This window comes from Vibrio sp. M260112, assembly GCF_036533775.1.
In the GTDB taxonomy this organism is placed as follows: Bacteria; Pseudomonadota; Gammaproteobacteria; order Enterobacterales; family Vibrionaceae; genus Vibrio.
In genome coordinates this window covers 70,429-87,414 of sequence record NZ_JATABH010000004.1, presented here as the reverse complement: position 1 = coordinate 87,414, position 16,986 = coordinate 70,429, and the positions used below count along the sequence as shown (strand labels likewise).

The window sequence follows — 16,986 nt, the reverse complement described above, 5'->3', positions numbered from 1 at the left end:
AGAGGATGTGGTATGAAGCTCCCGTATCGTAATGTCGTTGTATTAACCGGCGCTGGAATCTCTGCTGAGTCTGGTATTGAAACGTTTCGCACACAGGATGGGCTGTGGGAAAACCACCGTATAGAAGATGTGGCAACGCCGGAAGGCTTTGAGCGTAATCCAGATTTAGTGCAAGACTTTTATAATAAACGTCGCTTAGGGCTACAAAATCCGACAATCAAGCCAAACCCTGCTCACATTGCTTTGGGCAAACTCGAGCAGGAGCTGGAAGGTACTGTCACCGTTATTACCCAAAACATTGACAATCTCCATGAACGCGGTGGGAGTAATAATGTCATCCATATGCACGGCGAGCTATTAAAAGCGCGTTGCAGTGAATCAAATCAGGTTGTTGAAGAGAAGGGTGAAATCCATACCGGCGATCTTTGCCATTGCTGTCAGATCCCTGCTCAAATGAGGCCTCATGTGGTTTGGTTTGGTGAGATGCCCTTAAAAATGGGCGATATTTATGCCTCATTAGAAGCTGCTGACTTGTTTGTTTCTATCGGCACGTCTGGGGTCGTTTATCCTGCCGCTGGATTCGTGCATGACGCTAAAATGCATGGCGCACACACGATTGAAATCAACTTGGAACCGAGTGCAGTAGAAAGTGAGTTTGAAGAGAAGCGTTACGGAAAGGCAAGCGTCGAGGTGCCTAAATTGGTGGAAGAGATCCTCCAACTGCAGCGTGAAGATGTCAAACACGCGTAAACCCGCTTATCTCTGCTCTCTGCCTTCGCGCTGAGAGTGTTTTATTTGATACATCGCTTGATCCGTTTTGATAAGCGCTTCTTTGAACTCCTGTCGCTTGGTTTCTGATTCGATAGGCGCTACCTTCATCAAGGAAGTAAGGAATTCTATCTCCGTCACCACATCATAAGCTTGATTAATAATGAGCAGTAAGAAACCGTTCCTGACTAAATAACTCGTCACTACTCTTTTGGCTAAAAAGAAATAGATAAAGAACAAGATGAATAAGGTATTTGATTCGAACAGTAAATCATGACGAGATTCAATGTTCATTGTGCGACCAAAGTAAGTCGAGATGAGTGTGGCAGCACCGATGAAAGCTAAAGAGAGCAGGATTAGTTGATACTTAACTAGTTTCTCCTTAGAGAAGGGCTTTTGACGCGGGGGATACAAATAAAGCGGCCGGCGCCGCTTTTTAAGTATATAACTGAAAACTAATTTTTGGATTAGTTATCCACTTTTAGTTTCTGGAAGTATTCGTCGTAAAGCACGCTCGCTTCGCCAACTTCATCTTGCCATGTACCGCTGTCCATCACTTCTTGTGGAGGGAAGATGCTTGGATCGTTAGCAAATTCTTTTGGTAGCAGGTCATGCGCTGTCGCTACAGGAGTAGGGTAACCAATCTCAAGTGCAATCTTAGCGGCGTTCTCTGGACGAAGTAGGAAATCGATCATTTTGTGTGCAGCATCAACGTTTTTAGCGCCAGCTGGAATCGCTAAGCTATCCATCCAGAAAACGGTGCCTTTTTCTGGCCAGATGATATCGATTGAAGCGCCTTCTTCACGCGCCATGTATGCACTGCCGTTCCAAAGCATGCCAAGTGATACTTCACCTGCTAGGTATGGGTTTGCAGGAAAATCAGAGTTAAAAACTAATACGTTTGGCATTAGCTTTTTCAGTTCTTGGTAAGCAGCTTCGATCTCTTTTGGATCGGTTGTGTTTGGTGAGTAACCTAGTTTGGTTAGGGCAATATGGAACACTTCGCGAGAGTCATCCATTAACATTAATTGGCCTTCCCACTTGCTGTCCCAGAAATCGTCCCATTTTGTGACTGACGACTTGTCTAGCATATCTGAGTTGATGCCAATGCCCGTTGCGCCCCAGATATAAGGGATAGAGTAATTGTTGTTTGGATCGAACGGCTTGTTAAGGAAGTTAGTGTCTAGATCACTGAAATGAGACAGTTTAGTTTTGTCGATTTGTTGAAGCATGTCTTCTTTGCGCATTTTTGACACGAAGTAAGTAGACGGTACTACTAGATCGTAACCAGAACCCTGGGTCTTAAGCTTGGCATACATGCTTTCGTTAGACTCGTAAGTCGAGTAGATAACTTTGATCCCAGTTTCTTTTGTAAAGTCTTCAAGAACTTCATTTGGAATGTATTCAGACCAGTTGTAGAAGTAGAGTTCTTGATCAGCAGCCATTGCAGGAGTAGCGATCAAAGTCGCTGCGCACAGTGCGCTTGCATAGAATTTACTTTTCATTATGTTTCCGTTTTTCTTTGCTTAATCAGCATAAGACCTATCCAAGCCAAATACTCTGATTAAGCAGTGAGTTAACTTTCTTGTTAGGACAACAAGAGATACAAAACGGAATTATATCAGCCCAAGACCAAAATAGGCAGCCAAGGCTGCCTATTTTCATAATTTTCGCTGACTTATTGACCAGCTTTAAGTTTAAGGAAGTATTCCTCGTACTTAACCGTCAAGTCGCCCACTGAATCTTGCCACTCTACGCGGTCAAGATCTTCTTGAGAAGGGAATAGTGGAGCGATGTCTTTGAACTTCGCGTTAGACTCAGCAACAGCTGTCAGATAACCTGTGTCACGAGAAATCTGCTCAGCAATTTCTGGACGTAGTAAGAAGTCGATCATCTTATGTGCAGCATCTACATTTTTCGCACCAGAAGAAATAGCAAAGTTATCAACCCAACCGATACCGCCTTCTTTAGGGAAGACAAGTTTAAGGTTCATACCTTCATTTTGAGCTGCCGCTGCGCTGCCATTCCAAAGCATACCAACGCCAACTTCACCTGACATGTAAGGAGCACCTGGGTTATCAGAGTTAAAGACCAATACGTTTGGCATTAACTTTTGAAGTTCCGCGTACGCTTCATCAATCTGTTTAGGGTCAGTTGAGTTACCAGAGTAACCTAACTTGCGCAGAGCGATGTGGAACACTTCACGAGTGTCATCCATTAGCATTAGCTGACCTTCAAGCTCTGGGTTCCATAGATCCGCCCAGCTTTGAAAATCGTTCGCGTCGTACATGTCAGTGTTTACCGCAAGACCAGTAATCGCAACAACGTGTGGAATAGAGTAGTCGTTGTTAGGATCGTATGGCTTATCTAGGTAATTTTTATCAAGGTTGTCGAAGTTTGACAGCTTAGATTTGTCAATCTTCTGCAACATACCTTCGTCGCGCATTTTTGCTACGAAATACGTCGAAGGTACGACTAGGTCGTAACCTTGATTATGAGTTTTTAGCTTCGCGTACAAAGTCTCGTTTGACTCGTAAGTCGAGTAGATAACTTTGATACCCGTTTCTTTGGTAAATTGCTCTAGGATATTACTGTTGATGTAAGGACCCCAGTTCATAAATACCAGTTCTTTGTTTTCGTCCGCTGCCACTGAACCAGAGAACAGAGAAAGCGCACATGCACTACCAGCTAATAGAGTAGCCCATTTCTTCATTGACGTTAGCTCCAAACCAAACGTAGATAGAAAAACAGAATGGCTTAACCCATTCTGTCTCGTTTTAAATACTGAATTACTTCACTTTTTCTCTAGCCAATAGCTGTGATGCTACGACTAGAACAAGTGAGACAATCAGCATTACTGTTGCTAAGGCATTCACTTCCGGTGATATGCCGACTTTGACCATTGAATAAATTTTCAGTGGCAAAATTTCATAAGTTGGTCCTGTCACAAACGAGCTGATGATCACGTCGTCTAGTGAAAGGGTGAAACTCAATAGCCAACCCGCCGCAACGGCCGGTTTAGCCAGTGGCAAAATGATCTGTTTTAAAATGGTCCATTCACTGGCACCCAGATCTTTCGCCGCTTCAAGCATTTTTACGTCAAAGCCGTTCAAGCGACTGTAGACGGTGACTACCACGAATGGCAGACAGAATGTAATGTGAGCAATCAACAGGGTGAAAAAGCCCAATTGAGCGCCAAGCACCAAAAACAAGGCCAGTAAGGAGATTGCCATGACGATATCTGGAGACATCATAACAACAAACAGCATGCCATTAACTGCGCCTTTACCCTTAAACGAGTAACGGAATAGGGCAACGGCAGTCAAACTGCCGATAATTGTAGCAGCTGTAGCAGAAAAGATGGCGACATTTAGTGAATGCCAAGCAGCCTGCATTAAACTGTCATTGTTGATCAGCGTCTCATACCATTTAGTGGTAAAGCCACCCCATTTCATTCCAAATTTGTTGGCATTGAATGAGTTAACAATCAACACCACGATTGGCAAATACAAAAATGCATACACCAATGTCATAAAGCTAAATCGAACAGTACGTCCCATCAGTCTAGCTCCACTTTCTTATTCAATAATTTACCCGCTCTGTAGTAGGCGTAGAGCATGATTGCCATCGCAATGGTCAGTGCAATACTTGTGGCTGCACCAAACGGCCAATCACGAGCGTTAAGCACTTGGCTCTTAATCACGTTACCAATCAGTAGATTCTTCGCTCCACCCAGTAGATCCGATATGTAGAACATACCGAGAGCTGGCAACAGCACCAACAAACAACCACCTATAATGCCAGGCATTGTTAGCGGTAGAATAACTTTTGTGATGGTCTGAAACTTGTTCGCACCTAAATCTTTCGCTGCTTCAATGTATGTGTTGTCCAACTTCTCAATAGCCGAGTAGAGGGGCAAAATCATAAAAGGTAATAGGATATAGACTAAACCAATCATCACTGCCGTCTCTGTGTACATAAGACGAAGTGGCTTATCAATAATGTCCAGCGCCATGAGCGATTGGTTTAGAATACCTTGAGTACCCAACACAATTTTAAGTCCGTAGGTTCGGATAAGTGAGTTAGTCCAAAATGGAACAATCACTAGAAACAGCATAAATGGACGCCATTTCTCTGGCATCTTAGCGACGATGTAAGCAAATGGATAACCAATGACTAAACACAGTAACGTCGCAATAATAGCCATGTAAAATGAGTGCAATAGCACTTTGGCGTACAACGGATCAAGCAATCGGAAATAGTTATCGAGAGTAAACGTCATCTCGATTAGATTTGCTTCATCGCGAGTCAGAAAACTGGTGCCAATAATCATTACGTTTGGCACCAGCACAAACAGTGTTAGCCAACCAACAATTAAGGCAATGATTGCGTTCTGAAGGCTAAGCTTCTTGGCTTTCATCGAGTACTACCTCCCAGCTTTCAACCCAAGTGATAGCGACTTTTTGACCTAATGAGTGATCCACATCTGGATCATCTTCATTGAAGAACTCGCTGACCATCACACGCATGCCAGATTCCAGTTCAATGACAGAATCTAACGTCATACCTTTGTAGGTACGCTCAGTAACGTGACCAACGATACCTTCTTGTTCTGATTCTTTAATCTCTTCGATACGTAAATCTTCTGGGCGAAGTAGTACTGTTAGTTTGTCACCAGCTGACGCTTCTTTTTCGTAGTATACAACGGACTCTACGCCTTCAATTTCAGCTCGAACGCGTTTTTCGTCAAGGCGCTCAATCATGGTGGCGTGGAACACGTTGATCTCGCCGATAAAGCGTGCAACGAATAGATTCTTAGGTTCTTCGTAAATCTCACGTGGTGAACCGTCTTGCTCGATAACACCGTCGCGCATAACGATGATGCGATCTGACATCGATAATGCTTCTTCTTGGTCGTGAGTAACGAAAATAAAGGTAATACCTAACTGACGCTGTAATTGTTTTAACTCAATTTGCATCTGTTTACGCAGTTTGTAATCAAGTGCAGATAGGGATTCGTCAAGCAAGAGGACTTTTGGCTTGTTCACTACGGCGCGAGCGATAGCGATACGTTGCTGTTGACCTCCTGAAAGCTGATGAGGCTTACGCTGAGCCATTTTTTCTAGGCGAACCATACGTAACGCATCCATCACTCGAGGCTCGATTTCAGCTGCATTGACTTTCTGCATGCGGAGACCGAAAGCGACGTTTTCAAACACCGTCATATGGGGAAATAGTGCATAACTCTGGAAAACAGTGTTTACGTGCCTTTGCTCTGCAGGAACTTGAGTTACATTTTGGTTGTCTAGAATGATCTGACCATTGTCAGCGCTTTCAAAACCAGCGATCATTCTTAATACGGTTGTTTTACCACAACCAGAAGGGCCCAAAATCGTTAGAAACTCACCATGATTAACATCAAGGTTAAGATTTGCGATGATTTCCTTACCATCGAAACTTTTGCTAATTCCAGTAAGACGAACTACTGGTTGTCCTGCATTTTGTTTAGCGTTCAACGTCTGTTTTTCTCCCACATTGGTCATTTAAAGTGACTTAACTGAATGACCCGTAGTTACACAAATTAGAGGCGCGCATCATAATCATCAAAAGTGTGAATTCAAAGCATTTTCTTATCCTGAAACACAAAAAATTTTGCAGGCTTAAGTAAACATTCCTTACCATACTCTCTATATATGGGTAACGGCTTGCAGATAAGGGTTATTTTTCTTTGCCTTAGAGTAAGATAAATGCAATTAGATGACGCATTAGTGGCTAATTATCATCCAAACAATTGAGAAAGCAAGCTCATCATTGAGATTCGATTTTAGACCGCTTAGTGTTGCAGTATAATAGCCGAAATTTTCTATTAACAAGTTGGCTGGAATGAACGTACAACTGGCCACTGGATTCACGAATGAACAACGACATTGAAAAAGACTTCAATTTGGGCGGTAGCGTAGAGCGTGCTTTGTCCGGCGACTATGACCTTAAAGCAGGAGACGTGTTTAAGGAAGCATGGCAACATACCGTTAAAAACTTCCTTTCATTTTCACCTTCGATCATTATTTTGATCGCCTTACAACTGGCGATTTTCTACATAGCACTAAAGCTGCAACTGGGTAACCCTGGTATCATTATTGATGCTTTTACGAATCAAGAGGCATTTGATCCAAGTATCTTCAACGCCATCATGATTGCTAACTTTAGCTATGAAGTCATCAGCGCGCCTATCTATGCGGGGATTAGTTTAATGGCGATGAGCCACGCTGCGGGCCTTGCCACCAAACCACGCCATATTGGTAAAGGGTTGCAGTATACCGTACCTGTCATTCTGGCTACACTGTTCAGTTTATTACTACAAGGTATCGCAGGAATGATATTTCCGTTCCTATCTTTGTATTTGTCGCTGGCATTCAGTAACTCGATTCTTTTAATCTGTGAGAAACAAGTTCCCCCAATGCAATCACTGCTGCTCTCTCTGCGTGCGGTGAACAAAAAGATATTTGCTCTGGCGGGAATCTACATTGTTGTGTCGATTATGTTTGTGCTCGGCATGATGTTTTACGGCTTAGGTCTAATATTTGTGTTGCCGTTTTTCTTCCATGTTAAGGGGATTGTTTACCGCAACATGTTTGGCATCAAACTAAAAATCATTGCCTCAGACCGACCAAAAGATGAAGACGATAATGACAACGATCCACAAGTGTTCAATGCGTAAAAGTGAATTTATAGCGATTGCTGCGGCGAGTATTATTGCTGGTTGCTCTCTTTATGGGTACGAACGAAATGCCGCAGAAGAGCGCGAAAAAAAGAGAGTGGCAGCGGTTGCAACAGAGATGCAGCAGAAGGTTAAGCCTTCAGCTGTAGGTAGCGCGCCTAATTTTGCTGCCATCACCGATGTAAAACAAAAGAAGCAGGCATTCTTTGACTACCTTCGACCTGGTATCGCACTCGAAAACCAGAGAGTGAGAAACGAGCGTCTGCGCTTAGATTCAATTCAGCAGAACTACTTGCAAAAATCGCTCGACGATGCGGATAAGTCTTACGCGCTGCGTTTAGGCAAGCTCTACAATGTTGAACTGCCTTCTGATGGAATATCGCAACAGTGGCTCGACGATATGCTTCACCGTGTCGACGTCATACCTGAAGCACTGGTTTTGGTTCAAGGCGCAAATGAATCGGCGTGGGGCACTTCGCGTTTTGCCACCGAAGCCAATAACTACTTTGGACAATGGTGTTATCAGTCAGGTTGTGGGCTTGTCCCTCTTCAACGTGGCGACGGCATGACCCATGAAGTGGCTAAGTTCAGTTCGGTTCAGAAGTCGATTTACGGCTATTTTATGAACGTCAATCGCAATAACGCTTATGAAGAGCTGAGAGAAATTCGTTATCAACGACATCTTGCCGGACAAAGCTTGACTGATACTGAGGCTGCAATGGCGCTGTCCAATGGATTACTGAAGTACTCTGAACGAGGTGAGGCCTACGTCAACGATTTACAAAGCATGATCAGGCACAATCAGAGCTTCTGGGAAAATCCGATCGTCAAACAATAAGTATATAATTTCATGAAGAAAGTAACGTCAATGTTTTTGGCCGCAGCGCTAACGGGTGCGGCTGTTTTACCTGCTCAAGCTCAAGAATACATGTTCACCTACTCAAAGCTCTACTCACACATGAAGCAGAATGCGAAAGAGGGACATGATGATGTAAAAGTAGGGTTCTTCTTCCTTAATGCTAATACCAAACAATTGTGTAATATCGAAAAAGCCTGGATGGAGAAAGAAGAACACTACGAAGACCTTAAGGTTTCGCCATATAACGAAGTGATTGTTCCTCTAGACGATAACTTACGATCGGCTAACCCTTTGGTTTTTGTCCATACGCCGATGGATATGCGCTGTGACTTTTCTATGGTCGTGATGACCAAACAACCAATGAGTGACAATGTCACGTACGATCAGGTAAAAGTTCTCCTGCCACAAATGCAGGCTATTTTAGAGCAGTTAGGGGGCATGTTTGCTAGTTGGTTCACACCTGATGTCGAAGGTGTGACACTCGAGTTTGCAGACAAACTCAATTCAAAAATCGTTTTTTCTAACGGTAAATCAAAACCCATTATTGATGGTAAAGTTCAAGTCTCTCTAGATGATATTGGTGAGGGAGGCTTTATGACCTTGCCGCAAGAGACAGCGCGTGTGCTGCCGTACTTGCCTAAAGCAAAATGAAAAAAGGGTCGCATTGCGACCCTTTTTATTCGGATTAGATGCTGGTGACATTAAGCTGAAGGCTTGGATCAAACTCGTGAACCATATCTGGGTCTTGAACAGTCTGAGTTGGCATTTCTTCTTTATCGAAACCAATATCACCACCGTTGATTACACCAGAGTTTTTGTCGATCGATTTGAAATCAAATAATTCGAAGTCAGCAAGGTGGCTTGGTACGACATTTTGCATTGCACGGAACATCGTCTCGATACGGCCAGGGAAGCGTTTGTCCCAATCATTGAGCATCTGCTTGATGTTTTGACGCTGCAAATTAGGCTGTGAACCACAAAGGTTACAAGGAATGATAGGGTATTCACGCATCTCTGAATATTTGATGATATCTTTTTCGCGGCAGTATGCGAGCGGACGAATGACAACGTGTTCGCCATTATCTGATACCAACTTAGGAGGCATTCCCTTCATTTTTCCGCCATGGAACATGTTCAAGAATAGAGTTTCTAGAATGTCATCACGATGATGGCCTAATGCGATTTTCGTCGCACCGAGTTCGTTAGCGGTACGGTAAAGGATACCACGGCGCAAACGAGAGCAAAGTGAACAGGTTGTTTTGCCTTCTGGGATCTTGTCCTGAACGATTGAGTAAGTGTCTTCTTCGACAATTTTGTACTCAACGCCGAGAGATTCAAGGTATTCAGGAAGAATGTGACCTGGGAAACCAGGCTGTTTTTGGTCAAGGTTAACTGCAACTAGCGAGAATGAAATCGGCGCGCTCTTTTGTAAGCTCATTAGGATATCAAGCATAGTAAAGCTATCTTTACCGCCAGATAAACACACCATGATACGGTCACCATCTTCAATCATGTTGAAGTCTTGGATCGCTTGGCCTGTATTACGGCGAATACGCTTTTGTAGCTTGTTAAAATTATATTGTTGAGCTTTAGTACGCTCTTGAGTTTGCTCGGTCATTAGCTTGCAGTCTTCATCAATCTTCAAAACAAAATGAAGTGCGTATGATACGGATAAATGGAACAGATGCTAGATCTATTCAGCGGAGAACAAAAAAAAGTCCCCTCAAAGAGGGGACGGAGAGAGGCTTTGCACTAGATAGCGGTTTTTGGATCGAGCGGGCTGATATAACCTTGTGGTTTCAACGCCATCACATCACAATTAATCTTATCGATCACGTGTTCTGCTGTGTTACCAATAAAGACGGCTGACAATCCTGTTCTGCCCGTTGTGCCAATGATAACCATCGCAGCATTGAGTCGCTCAGCGGCCTCAGGAATGATGTCTTCAGGCAATCCTTGTTCTACAACGGTTTGTTCTTCGTCATAACCGTGTTTCTGACGCAGAGCTTTCATCGCAGTAAGGTGATGTCCACGTACCGCGTCGGTATAGGTCGCTGGATCGAATTCTGGTAACTCAATCGTAATGTTTGCTGGAGTAACAGGGTACGCATTGACCAGATAAGGCTTCGCGCCTAACCGCTCAGTCAGACTATTGAGCTGTTCTACCATGGCATCGTTTAGACCAAGGTGGGTATCGTTCTCTGAGCCAACGTGAACTGAAGCCAAGATGCTAGAATCTTCGGGCCAATCAGCGTTCTTCACTAGCAGAACAGGGCATGGACATTTACGTAATAGATGCCAGTCGGTGGGAGTAAAAATTACAGACTCCAGCACATCGTGTTTACGTGTCCCCTTAATAACAATGTCGTGTTCGCTGGCAAATACCTCAGCAATAATCGCCTCATAAGGGCGGTTGTGCCACACCACGCGAACATCGAAGTTGACGTCGTCATTAATGTAATCTTTGGCGATTTTACGCATCCATTGTTCGCGTTGCTGAATGACTCCACGACGCATTGCGTCGCGTTCATCGACAGATAACATGGACGTCATGTCATAGGAAAAATCGTAGATAGAAAGAAAGAAGGTTACCCGGCTTGGAGATCGACTTTTCGCTGCAAGTTGCATAGCACGAGCTAAGGCTGGCTGTTCATCTTTATTAATGTCAGCAACGACCAAAATCTTATTGTAGATACTCATATTGACTCCTTAGAGACGAGGAGGGCATATGATTAATGTAGCTTAGTTGGACGTAGAGTTTTAGAAATAATTGGAGGAATGTAAGAGAAGTTTGATGTAGCTCATCATCATGCTGAAAAACGAGCTACATCATTGAAAATTATTATGATTCTTTTGAAACGCCAGCCAATTCCATAAGCGCATCGTGGTTAAGAATAGTAATGTATTTACCCTTAACACTTAGAATTTCCGACTTTTGGAAACGGCCCAAGAGACGAGAAATCGTTTCGACGGTAAGTCCTAGATAGTTACCGATATCACCACGAGTCATGGTAAGACGGAATTCACGTGGACTAAAACCACGTTGAGAGAAACGAGTAGAAAGGTTGTACAAGAATGCAGCTAAACGCTCTTCGGCATTCTTTTTCGATAGCAGAAGAATCATCTCCTGATCGCCTTTGATTTCGTTACTCATCAAACGCATGATTTGCTGACGTAATTTCGGCATTTTACCTGAAAGGTCATCAAGGATCTCGTACGGAATTTCACAAACCATCGAGGTTTCTAGCGCTTGAGCAAAGCTAGGGTGCAAATCACCAGTAATTGCATCAAAACCTACTAGGTCACCCGCTAGGTGGAAAGCAGTAATCTGCTCATCTCCTTGTTCTGTGATGGTGTAACTTTTGATCGTACCTGAACGGATTGCATAAAGAGATTTAAGGTCATCTCCTGCTTTAAACAATTCCTGTCCTTTCTGGATTGGCTTTTTACGTTCGATGATCTGATCGAGTTGATCGAGTTCAGATTCATTGAGCGTAAACGGAATACAAAGCTGACTGATACTACAGTCTTGACAGTGGATTGCACAACCACCAGATTGAATGCGCTTTATTGCAGGCTTTTCAGAAATCATAACAACCTTTCACTATTTGATATACATCAATATTTTAGCACCCATTACGACTAAAGGATAGTGGAAAAAAGCGCATAAAAACAGCCGACTAAAAACTAATGTTAAGTAAAGACAGTGCACCATAGCCTGTATATAGGCCATAGGTTAAGATAGTAAATGCAACAATGTGACGGAATATATCAGAGTTTTGCAGCTTATGGAGTGAGGTCGCTGCATGTCCTACAAGTAGCATCGCGGGTAGGGTTCCGGCCCCAAATGCTAGCATGACTAACGCACCGTTGAGTGCACTTCCGGATACGGCTGACCACGTTAACGTTGAATACACGAGTCCACATGGAAGCCAACCCCAAACAAATCCAAATGGAAGCGCATGGAGTGAAGATTTGAGTGGCAACAAGGATTTACCTGCGGGGGATATAAATCGCCAGATAACTTGGCCAAGTTTTTCGATGTGAAGTAAGCCTTGCCACCAACGACCAATGTAACAGGCCAATAGAACCATAAATAGCGCAGCGGCAAGTCTTAACCAAATCAATGCATCGTTAAGTTGGCTAACTTGTGAAATTGTCGAAAAGGCGCCACCTACGATGGCGCCAATGACAGCGTAGCTAATTAAGCGACCACTGTTATAGAACAACGGAACCCATTTCGATGGTTGCGATTGTCCCATTGTCAGCATGGACGCGATACCTCCACACATTCCCATGCAGTGGCCAGCGCCCACAAGGCCAATGAAAAAAGCACCTAACCAATCAATGCTCACTTAGGCGGGTTCTCTTTACGTTCGTCTTCATCAAACAAAATGTTATGACCTTGACGTTCAAGATCTTCAAATTGCTCACTTCTTACCGCCCACAGAAAGACCGCAACAGCGACACAGACCAGCACGATAGCAATAGGGATGAGGATATAAAGGCTTTCCATCTATTTACCTTTTTCTTTGAGCAAGCGTAGAGAGTTAGATACTACAATAATTGAGCTCGCAGACATACCGACAACTGCAAAATAGGGGGCAACAAATCCCGCAACTGCAAGTGGCAGGATCAGAAGGTTGTAACCAAGCGACCAAGCCAGGTTTTCGCGAATGATCTTACGTGTTTGCAAAGCCAGTTCACGAGCTGCCAAAATTCGGTCAAGCCTGTCACCGAGTAACACCATGTCTGCGGAAGCTTTGGCGACGTCAGCACCACCGCCCATTGCCACCGATAGATGAGCGCCGGCAAGCGTAGGAGCATCATTAATGCCGTCACCAATCATCATGGTAATGTCTTTGGCGTCAACATTATTGAGATAATTCAGCTTATCTTGTGGTTTTGCACCTGCAACCACGTCTTGAATACCAATTTTACTCGCGACAAGGTGCGCGTTTTCACTGGTATCGCCAGTCAAAAGCGTAATTTTGACACCCGAACGCTGGAACTTCTCTACAAACTCTTTTGCTTCAGCACGTATTGGGTCGCGGTAACTAAATGTCGCAACATGAATGCCATCTAAGGACAGATAAACCGAATTCGCTTGTGCGAACTTTGTTTCACCCAACACATAGTGTGCACTACCGATTTTAACCACTGAACCTTGATAACGTCCCTTAATCCCTGAACCGATCACGTTTTCTACGTCATCGACGATAACGTTGGTATCGGCGTATTGTTTAAATGCGCGAGCAATAGGGTGGTTAGCGCGAGACTCTAGTGACGCAGCAATAGCTAAAACTTGTTGTTTGTCGTGCTCACCGTACACATCCACTTCATTGATCTCGATATCGCCATGGGTAAGTGTCCCTGTTTTGTCGATAATGAGATGGTTCACCTTACACAAAGTTTCGAATACATGACTTTTACGCAGCAAGATACCGAGGTTACCCATTCTAGATGTCGCACATGTCAAAGCGGTCGGCGTAGCAAGCGAAAGCGCGCACGGACACGTCGCAACTAAAACTGATAACATGATCCAAAACGCGTCATCTGGGCGACTTGAGTGCCAGAAAAACCAAGTGCTTGCGGCAATAATGAGGATCACCGCTACAAAATAGCGTGCAACAATATCAGCGATCTCTGCAATTTTTGGCTTAGATAGCTGCGCTTCATCCTGAAGACGAACTATATTCGAAATCATTGAATCGGCTTTTGAAGAGGTCACCTCAAGTTCGAACGATTCTTCACCGTTTAATGTCCCTGCAAACACATAGTCATCCACTTGCTTGACCACAGGTAAAGACTCACCTGTAAGCATGGATTCGTCGATGTGGACGCGTCCAGAAATGATCTTACCGTCTGCAGGAATATGTTCACCGGGGAGAACACGGATCTGGTCACCGACTTTCAACGTTTTTACCGGTACTTGGTCACCATTTAACTTGTTCGCAATCGCAGGGATTAACTTCAACAAGTTTCCACTCGCAGCCGCAGCCTTACGACGTGCGCGCATTTCCAAGAAACGGCCAACCAATAAGAAGAATGCAAACATCGAAATAGATTCGAAGAACACTTCTCCTTTTTCAGTCACTGTGGCGACCAAGCTGGCGAAATAGGCGAAGATCATGGCAATGGATACAGGGACATCCATACCGAGTGTACGGCTGCGAATACTTCGCCACGCGTTGATATAAAACGGCAAAGCAGAGTAGAGCATCACTGGCGTGGCAAATATTAGACTCACCCAGCGGAAGTAGTTTTTAAACTCGGGCTCTAAGTCGCCGAAGACTTCTAGGTAGAGCGCAACCGCGAGCATCATAACCTGCATCGTTGCCAAGCCTGCTATGCCTAGTCGATACAGATACTGCTTCATCTGTTGATGATAAGCGGCCTCCTGCTTATCTGCTTCAAATGGTGCAGCTTTATAACCTAACTGATGGATTAACGACAACAGTTCACTAAGACGAACCTGAGTTTTGTCCCAAGCCAACAAAGCACGGTTTGTGGTTGTATTGACACGAATAGAGACCACACCCGATTTGTTTGATACCTGTTTTTCAATCAACCAGGCACAAGCTGCACAAGAAACCCCATCAAGCGAGAGAGTGACCTCGGAACAATGTTCGCTATTGCGAACAAACTCTGACTGAACATCATCATTGTCGTAGTGAATTAATGCTTGTAACTGTTCAGGAACGAGATCTGCTTTTTCGGCAGGTGCGGTGCGATATTGGTAGTACGAGACTAAACCGCTATCAACGATCGTCTGAGCGACAGTCTCACAACCTGGGCAACACATTTCTCTGATATCACCCAGAATCTCTACTTTAAAATCCGTGTTGGCTGGTACATCTTCACCACAGTGATAACACGATTTACACATAAGCTACTAATTCGCTAGTTGTACAGGGGCAGAAGAAGGGAAGGTAACACGACCTTGAAGCAACCACTGGCTATCATGTGGCGTAAGTTCGATAAACCAAGGTCCTTGAAGCTCTTGATCTAATTTAAAGCGATATTGTCCGCTCGCATCAGATGTAAGTAGTCGGCTAAAGTCACGGTCCGGTAGTGTACGGTGGGCAAACATGGCCGTTATAGCTGGATAGTGATCAAGTTGACCTTTATCAAATTGAATCACAACTTCGTGATCTTGAGAGAATGCAGCCGCGCTGAGACCGAGCTCTTTCGCCACATTCAGTTTAGAGATATCGATATTGATGCCTTTGCCTTTTTTATAGTAATCCTCAGTCACTAATGAAACAGAGTTCTGTGAGAAAACGATAACTGTAATGATCGTCCATACAACAACGGTGAGTGGCAGAATGATTAGGAACCACGGCCAGAACTGCTTATACCAAGGCTTTACCATAAAAAAGTTCTCAATGAAAAAAATGAAAGATATTAGGGCTTTAACTGTAAAGGAAAGACAGCCCCATTACCATCTATAGAAAGTAAGGGGCTGTTATTGAAATGTAACTTATTGTTCCGAGTTGCTCAGGCTCCAAACGTAAGCTGAAACTAGCTGAACTTTGTCTTCGCCTAGAATATCTTTCCAAGCCGGCATTACGCCAGAACGACCGTTCATAACTGTTTCAGTTACATCCGCGCGAGAGCCACCGAACAACCAGTCTTGGTCTGTTAGGTCAGGAGCACCCACTGCTGGGTTACCTTTACCGTCAGTACCGTGACACGCAGCACATACAACAAAACGTGCTTTACCTGCTTCAGCTTCACGTGCATTCACAGAACGACCAGATAGGCTTAGTGTGTAGCTCACAACTTCTTTCACACCTTGCTCACCTAGAGCATCCTTCCATGAAGGCATTTGACCGATACGACCATTCATTACTGTCGAAACGATAGCCTGAGGTTCACCACCGTACAGCCATGCGTCGTCAGCTAGGTTAGGGAAACCTTTCTGACCACGAGCATCTGAGCCGTGACATTGCGAACAGTTTTGCAGGAACAAACGTTGGCCAACTTTAACTGCTTCGCCATCCGCAGCAATTTCTGGGATAGGGCGCAATTCAGATGAACCATCTACGTAAGCAAGTTTCTTAAATGCTTCACCAAAGTAGGCTTCTGCATCGTCTAACTCTTTTGCGTATTGAACTAGATGCTTGTTCTGTTGAGAAGCGGCGATAGACGCTTTTGACTCTTCGATAGAGCGAACAGTCTGGTCAGAACTCTGCCAACCTAGGACGCCCTTGAAGTTACCTAGACCCGGGTAAAGAGTCAGGTAAATCGCTGCAAACACAAACGTACCAACAAATAGGTAGGTCCACCACTTAGGAAGTGGGTTGTTCAATTCACGAATACCATCGTATTCGTGACCCATATCTGCACCTTCTTCGACGCCCATTTTATCTTTAAGGCACCAATAAAGGACAGCAGCACAGCCGAGAAGTGTACCGACTGTAATGATGATTATCCAAAGACTCCAAAATGTAGTCATTGCTTAGTCACTCCTTGTTCTTTAGAAGGTGCTTGCTCTTCGTCAGCGAATACAAGGTTAGCGGCTTCGTCGAAACGAGCTTTACGGCTCTTACCGTAAGCCCACCAAACCACACCAATAAAACTCACAAAAAGCACTATGGTCCAAATACTGTGAATAGTACCAATGTCCATAAATACC

19 protein-coding genes are annotated in these 16,986 nt (G+C 44.1%); 4 read left to right on the top strand and 15 right to left on the bottom strand.

The genetic code is table 11. The features are described 5' to 3' along the window. Positions 1-12 precede the first annotated feature (12 nt). On the top strand, positions 13-750 hold the full coding sequence (gene cobB / locus QTN95_RS03150) for a Sir2 family NAD+-dependent deacetylase (RefSeq protein WP_331416298.1): 738 nt from the start codon (positions 13-15) through the stop codon (positions 748-750). A 6-nt stretch (positions 751-756) separates the two neighbouring features. On the opposite strand, the gene QTN95_RS03145 is transcribed toward cobB, so the two are convergent. The 6 genes from QTN95_RS03145 to potA form a co-directional block, all read right to left on the bottom strand. Next, positions 757-1,062, bottom strand: coding sequence for a hypothetical protein (locus QTN95_RS03145; protein ID WP_331416297.1), 306 nt, complete (start codon positions 1,060-1,062; stop codon positions 757-759). A gap of 173 nt (positions 1,063-1,235) precedes the next feature. Then, positions 1,236-2,273 carry an extracellular solute-binding protein gene (locus QTN95_RS03140; protein ID WP_331416296.1) on the bottom strand — a complete coding sequence of 346 codons (1,038 nt, stop codon included), beginning with the start codon at positions 2,271-2,273 and terminating at the stop codon, positions 1,236-1,238. Between the two features lie 173 nt (positions 2,274-2,446). Further along, entirely contained in the window at positions 2,447-3,481 is a 1,035-nt protein-coding gene (locus QTN95_RS03135) for an extracellular solute-binding protein (protein ID WP_269376471.1), read from the bottom strand. 76 nt (positions 3,482-3,557) lie between these two features. Beyond that, complete coding sequence (gene potC / locus QTN95_RS03130; RefSeq protein WP_138971898.1) at positions 3,558-4,328, bottom strand: spermidine/putrescine ABC transporter permease PotC; 771 nt, start codon at positions 4,326-4,328, stop codon at positions 3,558-3,560. After that, on the bottom strand, positions 4,328-5,188 hold the full coding sequence (potB, locus tag QTN95_RS03125) for a spermidine/putrescine ABC transporter permease PotB (RefSeq protein ID WP_138971897.1): 861 nt from the start codon (positions 5,186-5,188) through the stop codon (positions 4,328-4,330). Before potB ends, potC begins: the two co-directional genes overlap by 1 nt. Continuing rightward, positions 5,169-6,302, bottom strand: coding sequence for a spermidine/putrescine ABC transporter ATP-binding protein PotA (potA, locus tag QTN95_RS03120; RefSeq protein WP_331416345.1), 1,134 nt, complete (start codon positions 6,300-6,302; stop codon positions 5,169-5,171). The genes potB and potA overlap by 20 nt, the downstream gene beginning before the upstream one ends. A gap of 380 nt (positions 6,303-6,682) precedes the next feature. On the opposite strand from potA, the gene QTN95_RS03115 reads away from it, so the two are divergent. From QTN95_RS03115 to QTN95_RS03105, 3 genes are read left to right on the top strand one after another with little or no spacing between them, the layout of a single operon-like run. Then, complete coding sequence (locus tag QTN95_RS03115; protein WP_331416295.1) at positions 6,683-7,486, top strand: hypothetical protein; 804 nt, start codon at positions 6,683-6,685, stop codon at positions 7,484-7,486. Beyond that, the gene (locus tag QTN95_RS03110) at positions 7,479-8,324 is read left to right on the top strand and encodes a glucosaminidase domain-containing protein (protein ID WP_331416344.1); all 846 of its coding nucleotides are present in this window, start codon (positions 7,479-7,481) and stop codon (positions 8,322-8,324) included. Before QTN95_RS03115 ends, QTN95_RS03110 begins: the two co-directional genes overlap by 8 nt. Positions 8,325-8,336: 12 nt before the next feature. After that, the gene (locus QTN95_RS03105; protein WP_331416294.1) at positions 8,337-8,996 is read left to right on the top strand and encodes a DUF2987 domain-containing protein; all 660 of its coding nucleotides are present in this window, start codon (positions 8,337-8,339) and stop codon (positions 8,994-8,996) included. 34 nt (positions 8,997-9,030) lie between these two features. Here the strand turns inward: QTN95_RS03105 and ttcA are convergent, their stop codons facing one another. From ttcA to QTN95_RS03060, 9 genes are all read right to left on the bottom strand, one after another. Then, positions 9,031-9,963: a tRNA 2-thiocytidine(32) synthetase TtcA gene (ttcA, locus tag QTN95_RS03100; protein ID WP_331416293.1), complete on the bottom strand. Its 933-nt coding sequence runs from the start codon at positions 9,961-9,963 to the stop codon at positions 9,031-9,033. Between the two features lie 134 nt (positions 9,964-10,097). After that, a complete protein-coding gene (uspE, locus tag QTN95_RS03095; protein ID WP_331416292.1) occupies positions 10,098-11,045 on the bottom strand; it encodes a universal stress protein UspE in 948 nt (315 codons plus the stop codon). Between the two features lie 142 nt (positions 11,046-11,187). After that, a complete protein-coding gene (locus QTN95_RS03090) occupies positions 11,188-11,937 on the bottom strand; it encodes an FNR family transcription factor (RefSeq protein WP_331416291.1) in 750 nt (249 codons plus the stop codon). Between the two features lie 88 nt (positions 11,938-12,025). Then, positions 12,026-12,700 (bottom strand): sulfite exporter TauE/SafE family protein, encoded by a 675-nt coding sequence (locus QTN95_RS03085; protein WP_331416290.1) that lies wholly within the window; start codon positions 12,698-12,700, stop codon positions 12,026-12,028. Continuing rightward, the gene (gene ccoS, locus QTN95_RS03080; RefSeq protein ID WP_138971890.1) at positions 12,697-12,861 is read right to left on the bottom strand and encodes a cbb3-type cytochrome oxidase assembly protein CcoS; all 165 of its coding nucleotides are present in this window, start codon (positions 12,859-12,861) and stop codon (positions 12,697-12,699) included. The genes QTN95_RS03085 and ccoS overlap by 4 nt, the downstream gene beginning before the upstream one ends. Then, positions 12,862-15,234 carry a heavy metal translocating P-type ATPase gene (locus QTN95_RS03075; RefSeq protein ID WP_331416289.1) on the bottom strand — a complete coding sequence of 791 codons (2,373 nt, stop codon included), beginning with the start codon at positions 15,232-15,234 and terminating at the stop codon, positions 12,862-12,864. Between the two features lie 6 nt (positions 15,235-15,240). Beyond that, a complete protein-coding gene (locus tag QTN95_RS03070) occupies positions 15,241-15,720 on the bottom strand; it encodes a FixH family protein (protein WP_331416288.1) in 480 nt (159 codons plus the stop codon). 108 nt (positions 15,721-15,828) lie between these two features. Then, complete coding sequence (gene ccoP / locus QTN95_RS03065; RefSeq protein WP_331416287.1) at positions 15,829-16,806, bottom strand: cytochrome-c oxidase, cbb3-type subunit III; 978 nt, start codon at positions 16,804-16,806, stop codon at positions 15,829-15,831. Then, a complete protein-coding gene (locus QTN95_RS03060; protein WP_331416286.1) occupies positions 16,803-16,979 on the bottom strand; it encodes a cbb3-type cytochrome oxidase subunit 3 in 177 nt (58 codons plus the stop codon). Before QTN95_RS03060 ends, ccoP begins: the two co-directional genes overlap by 4 nt. Between the last annotated feature and the right edge of the window lie 7 nt (positions 16,980-16,986).

Excerpts from the sequence above, each read along its gene's own strand:
- cobB (WP_331416298.1), top strand. The coding sequence starts at position 13 with ATGAAGCTCCCGTATCGTAATGTCGTTGTATTAACCGGCGCTGGAATC.
- QTN95_RS03145 (WP_331416297.1), bottom strand. The coding sequence starts at position 1,062 with ATGAACATTGAATCTCGTCATGATTTACTGTTCGAATCAAATACCTTA.
- QTN95_RS03140 (WP_331416296.1), bottom strand. The coding sequence starts at position 2,273 with ATGAAAAGTAAATTCTATGCAAGCGCACTGTGCGCAGCGACTTTGATC.
- QTN95_RS03135 (WP_269376471.1), bottom strand. The coding sequence starts at position 3,481 with ATGAAGAAATGGGCTACTCTATTAGCTGGTAGTGCATGTGCGCTTTCT.
- potC (WP_138971898.1), bottom strand. The coding sequence starts at position 4,328 with ATGGGACGTACTGTTCGATTTAGCTTTATGACATTGGTGTATGCATTT.
- potB (WP_138971897.1), bottom strand. The coding sequence starts at position 5,188 with ATGAAAGCCAAGAAGCTTAGCCTTCAGAACGCAATCATTGCCTTAATT.
- QTN95_RS03115 (WP_331416295.1), top strand. The coding sequence starts at position 6,683 with ATGAACAACGACATTGAAAAAGACTTCAATTTGGGCGGTAGCGTAGAG.
- QTN95_RS03110 (WP_331416344.1), top strand. The coding sequence starts at position 7,479 with ATGCGTAAAAGTGAATTTATAGCGATTGCTGCGGCGAGTATTATTGCT.
- QTN95_RS03105 (WP_331416294.1), top strand. The coding sequence starts at position 8,337 with ATGAAGAAAGTAACGTCAATGTTTTTGGCCGCAGCGCTAACGGGTGCG.
- ttcA (WP_331416293.1), bottom strand. The coding sequence starts at position 9,963 with ATGACCGAGCAAACTCAAGAGCGTACTAAAGCTCAACAATATAATTTT.
- uspE (WP_331416292.1), bottom strand. The coding sequence starts at position 11,045 with ATGAGTATCTACAATAAGATTTTGGTCGTTGCTGACATTAATAAAGAT.
- QTN95_RS03090 (WP_331416291.1), bottom strand. The coding sequence starts at position 11,937 with ATGATTTCTGAAAAGCCTGCAATAAAGCGCATTCAATCTGGTGGTTGT.
- ccoS (WP_138971890.1), bottom strand. The coding sequence starts at position 12,861 with ATGGAAAGCCTTTATATCCTCATCCCTATTGCTATCGTGCTGGTCTGT.
- QTN95_RS03075 (WP_331416289.1), bottom strand. The coding sequence starts at position 15,234 with ATGTGTAAATCGTGTTATCACTGTGGTGAAGATGTACCAGCCAACACG.
- QTN95_RS03070 (WP_331416288.1), bottom strand. The coding sequence starts at position 15,720 with ATGGTAAAGCCTTGGTATAAGCAGTTCTGGCCGTGGTTCCTAATCATT.
- ccoP (WP_331416287.1), bottom strand. The coding sequence starts at position 16,806 with ATGACTACATTTTGGAGTCTTTGGATAATCATCATTACAGTCGGTACA.
- QTN95_RS03060 (WP_331416286.1), bottom strand. The coding sequence starts at position 16,979 with ATGGACATTGGTACTATTCACAGTATTTGGACCATAGTGCTTTTTGTG.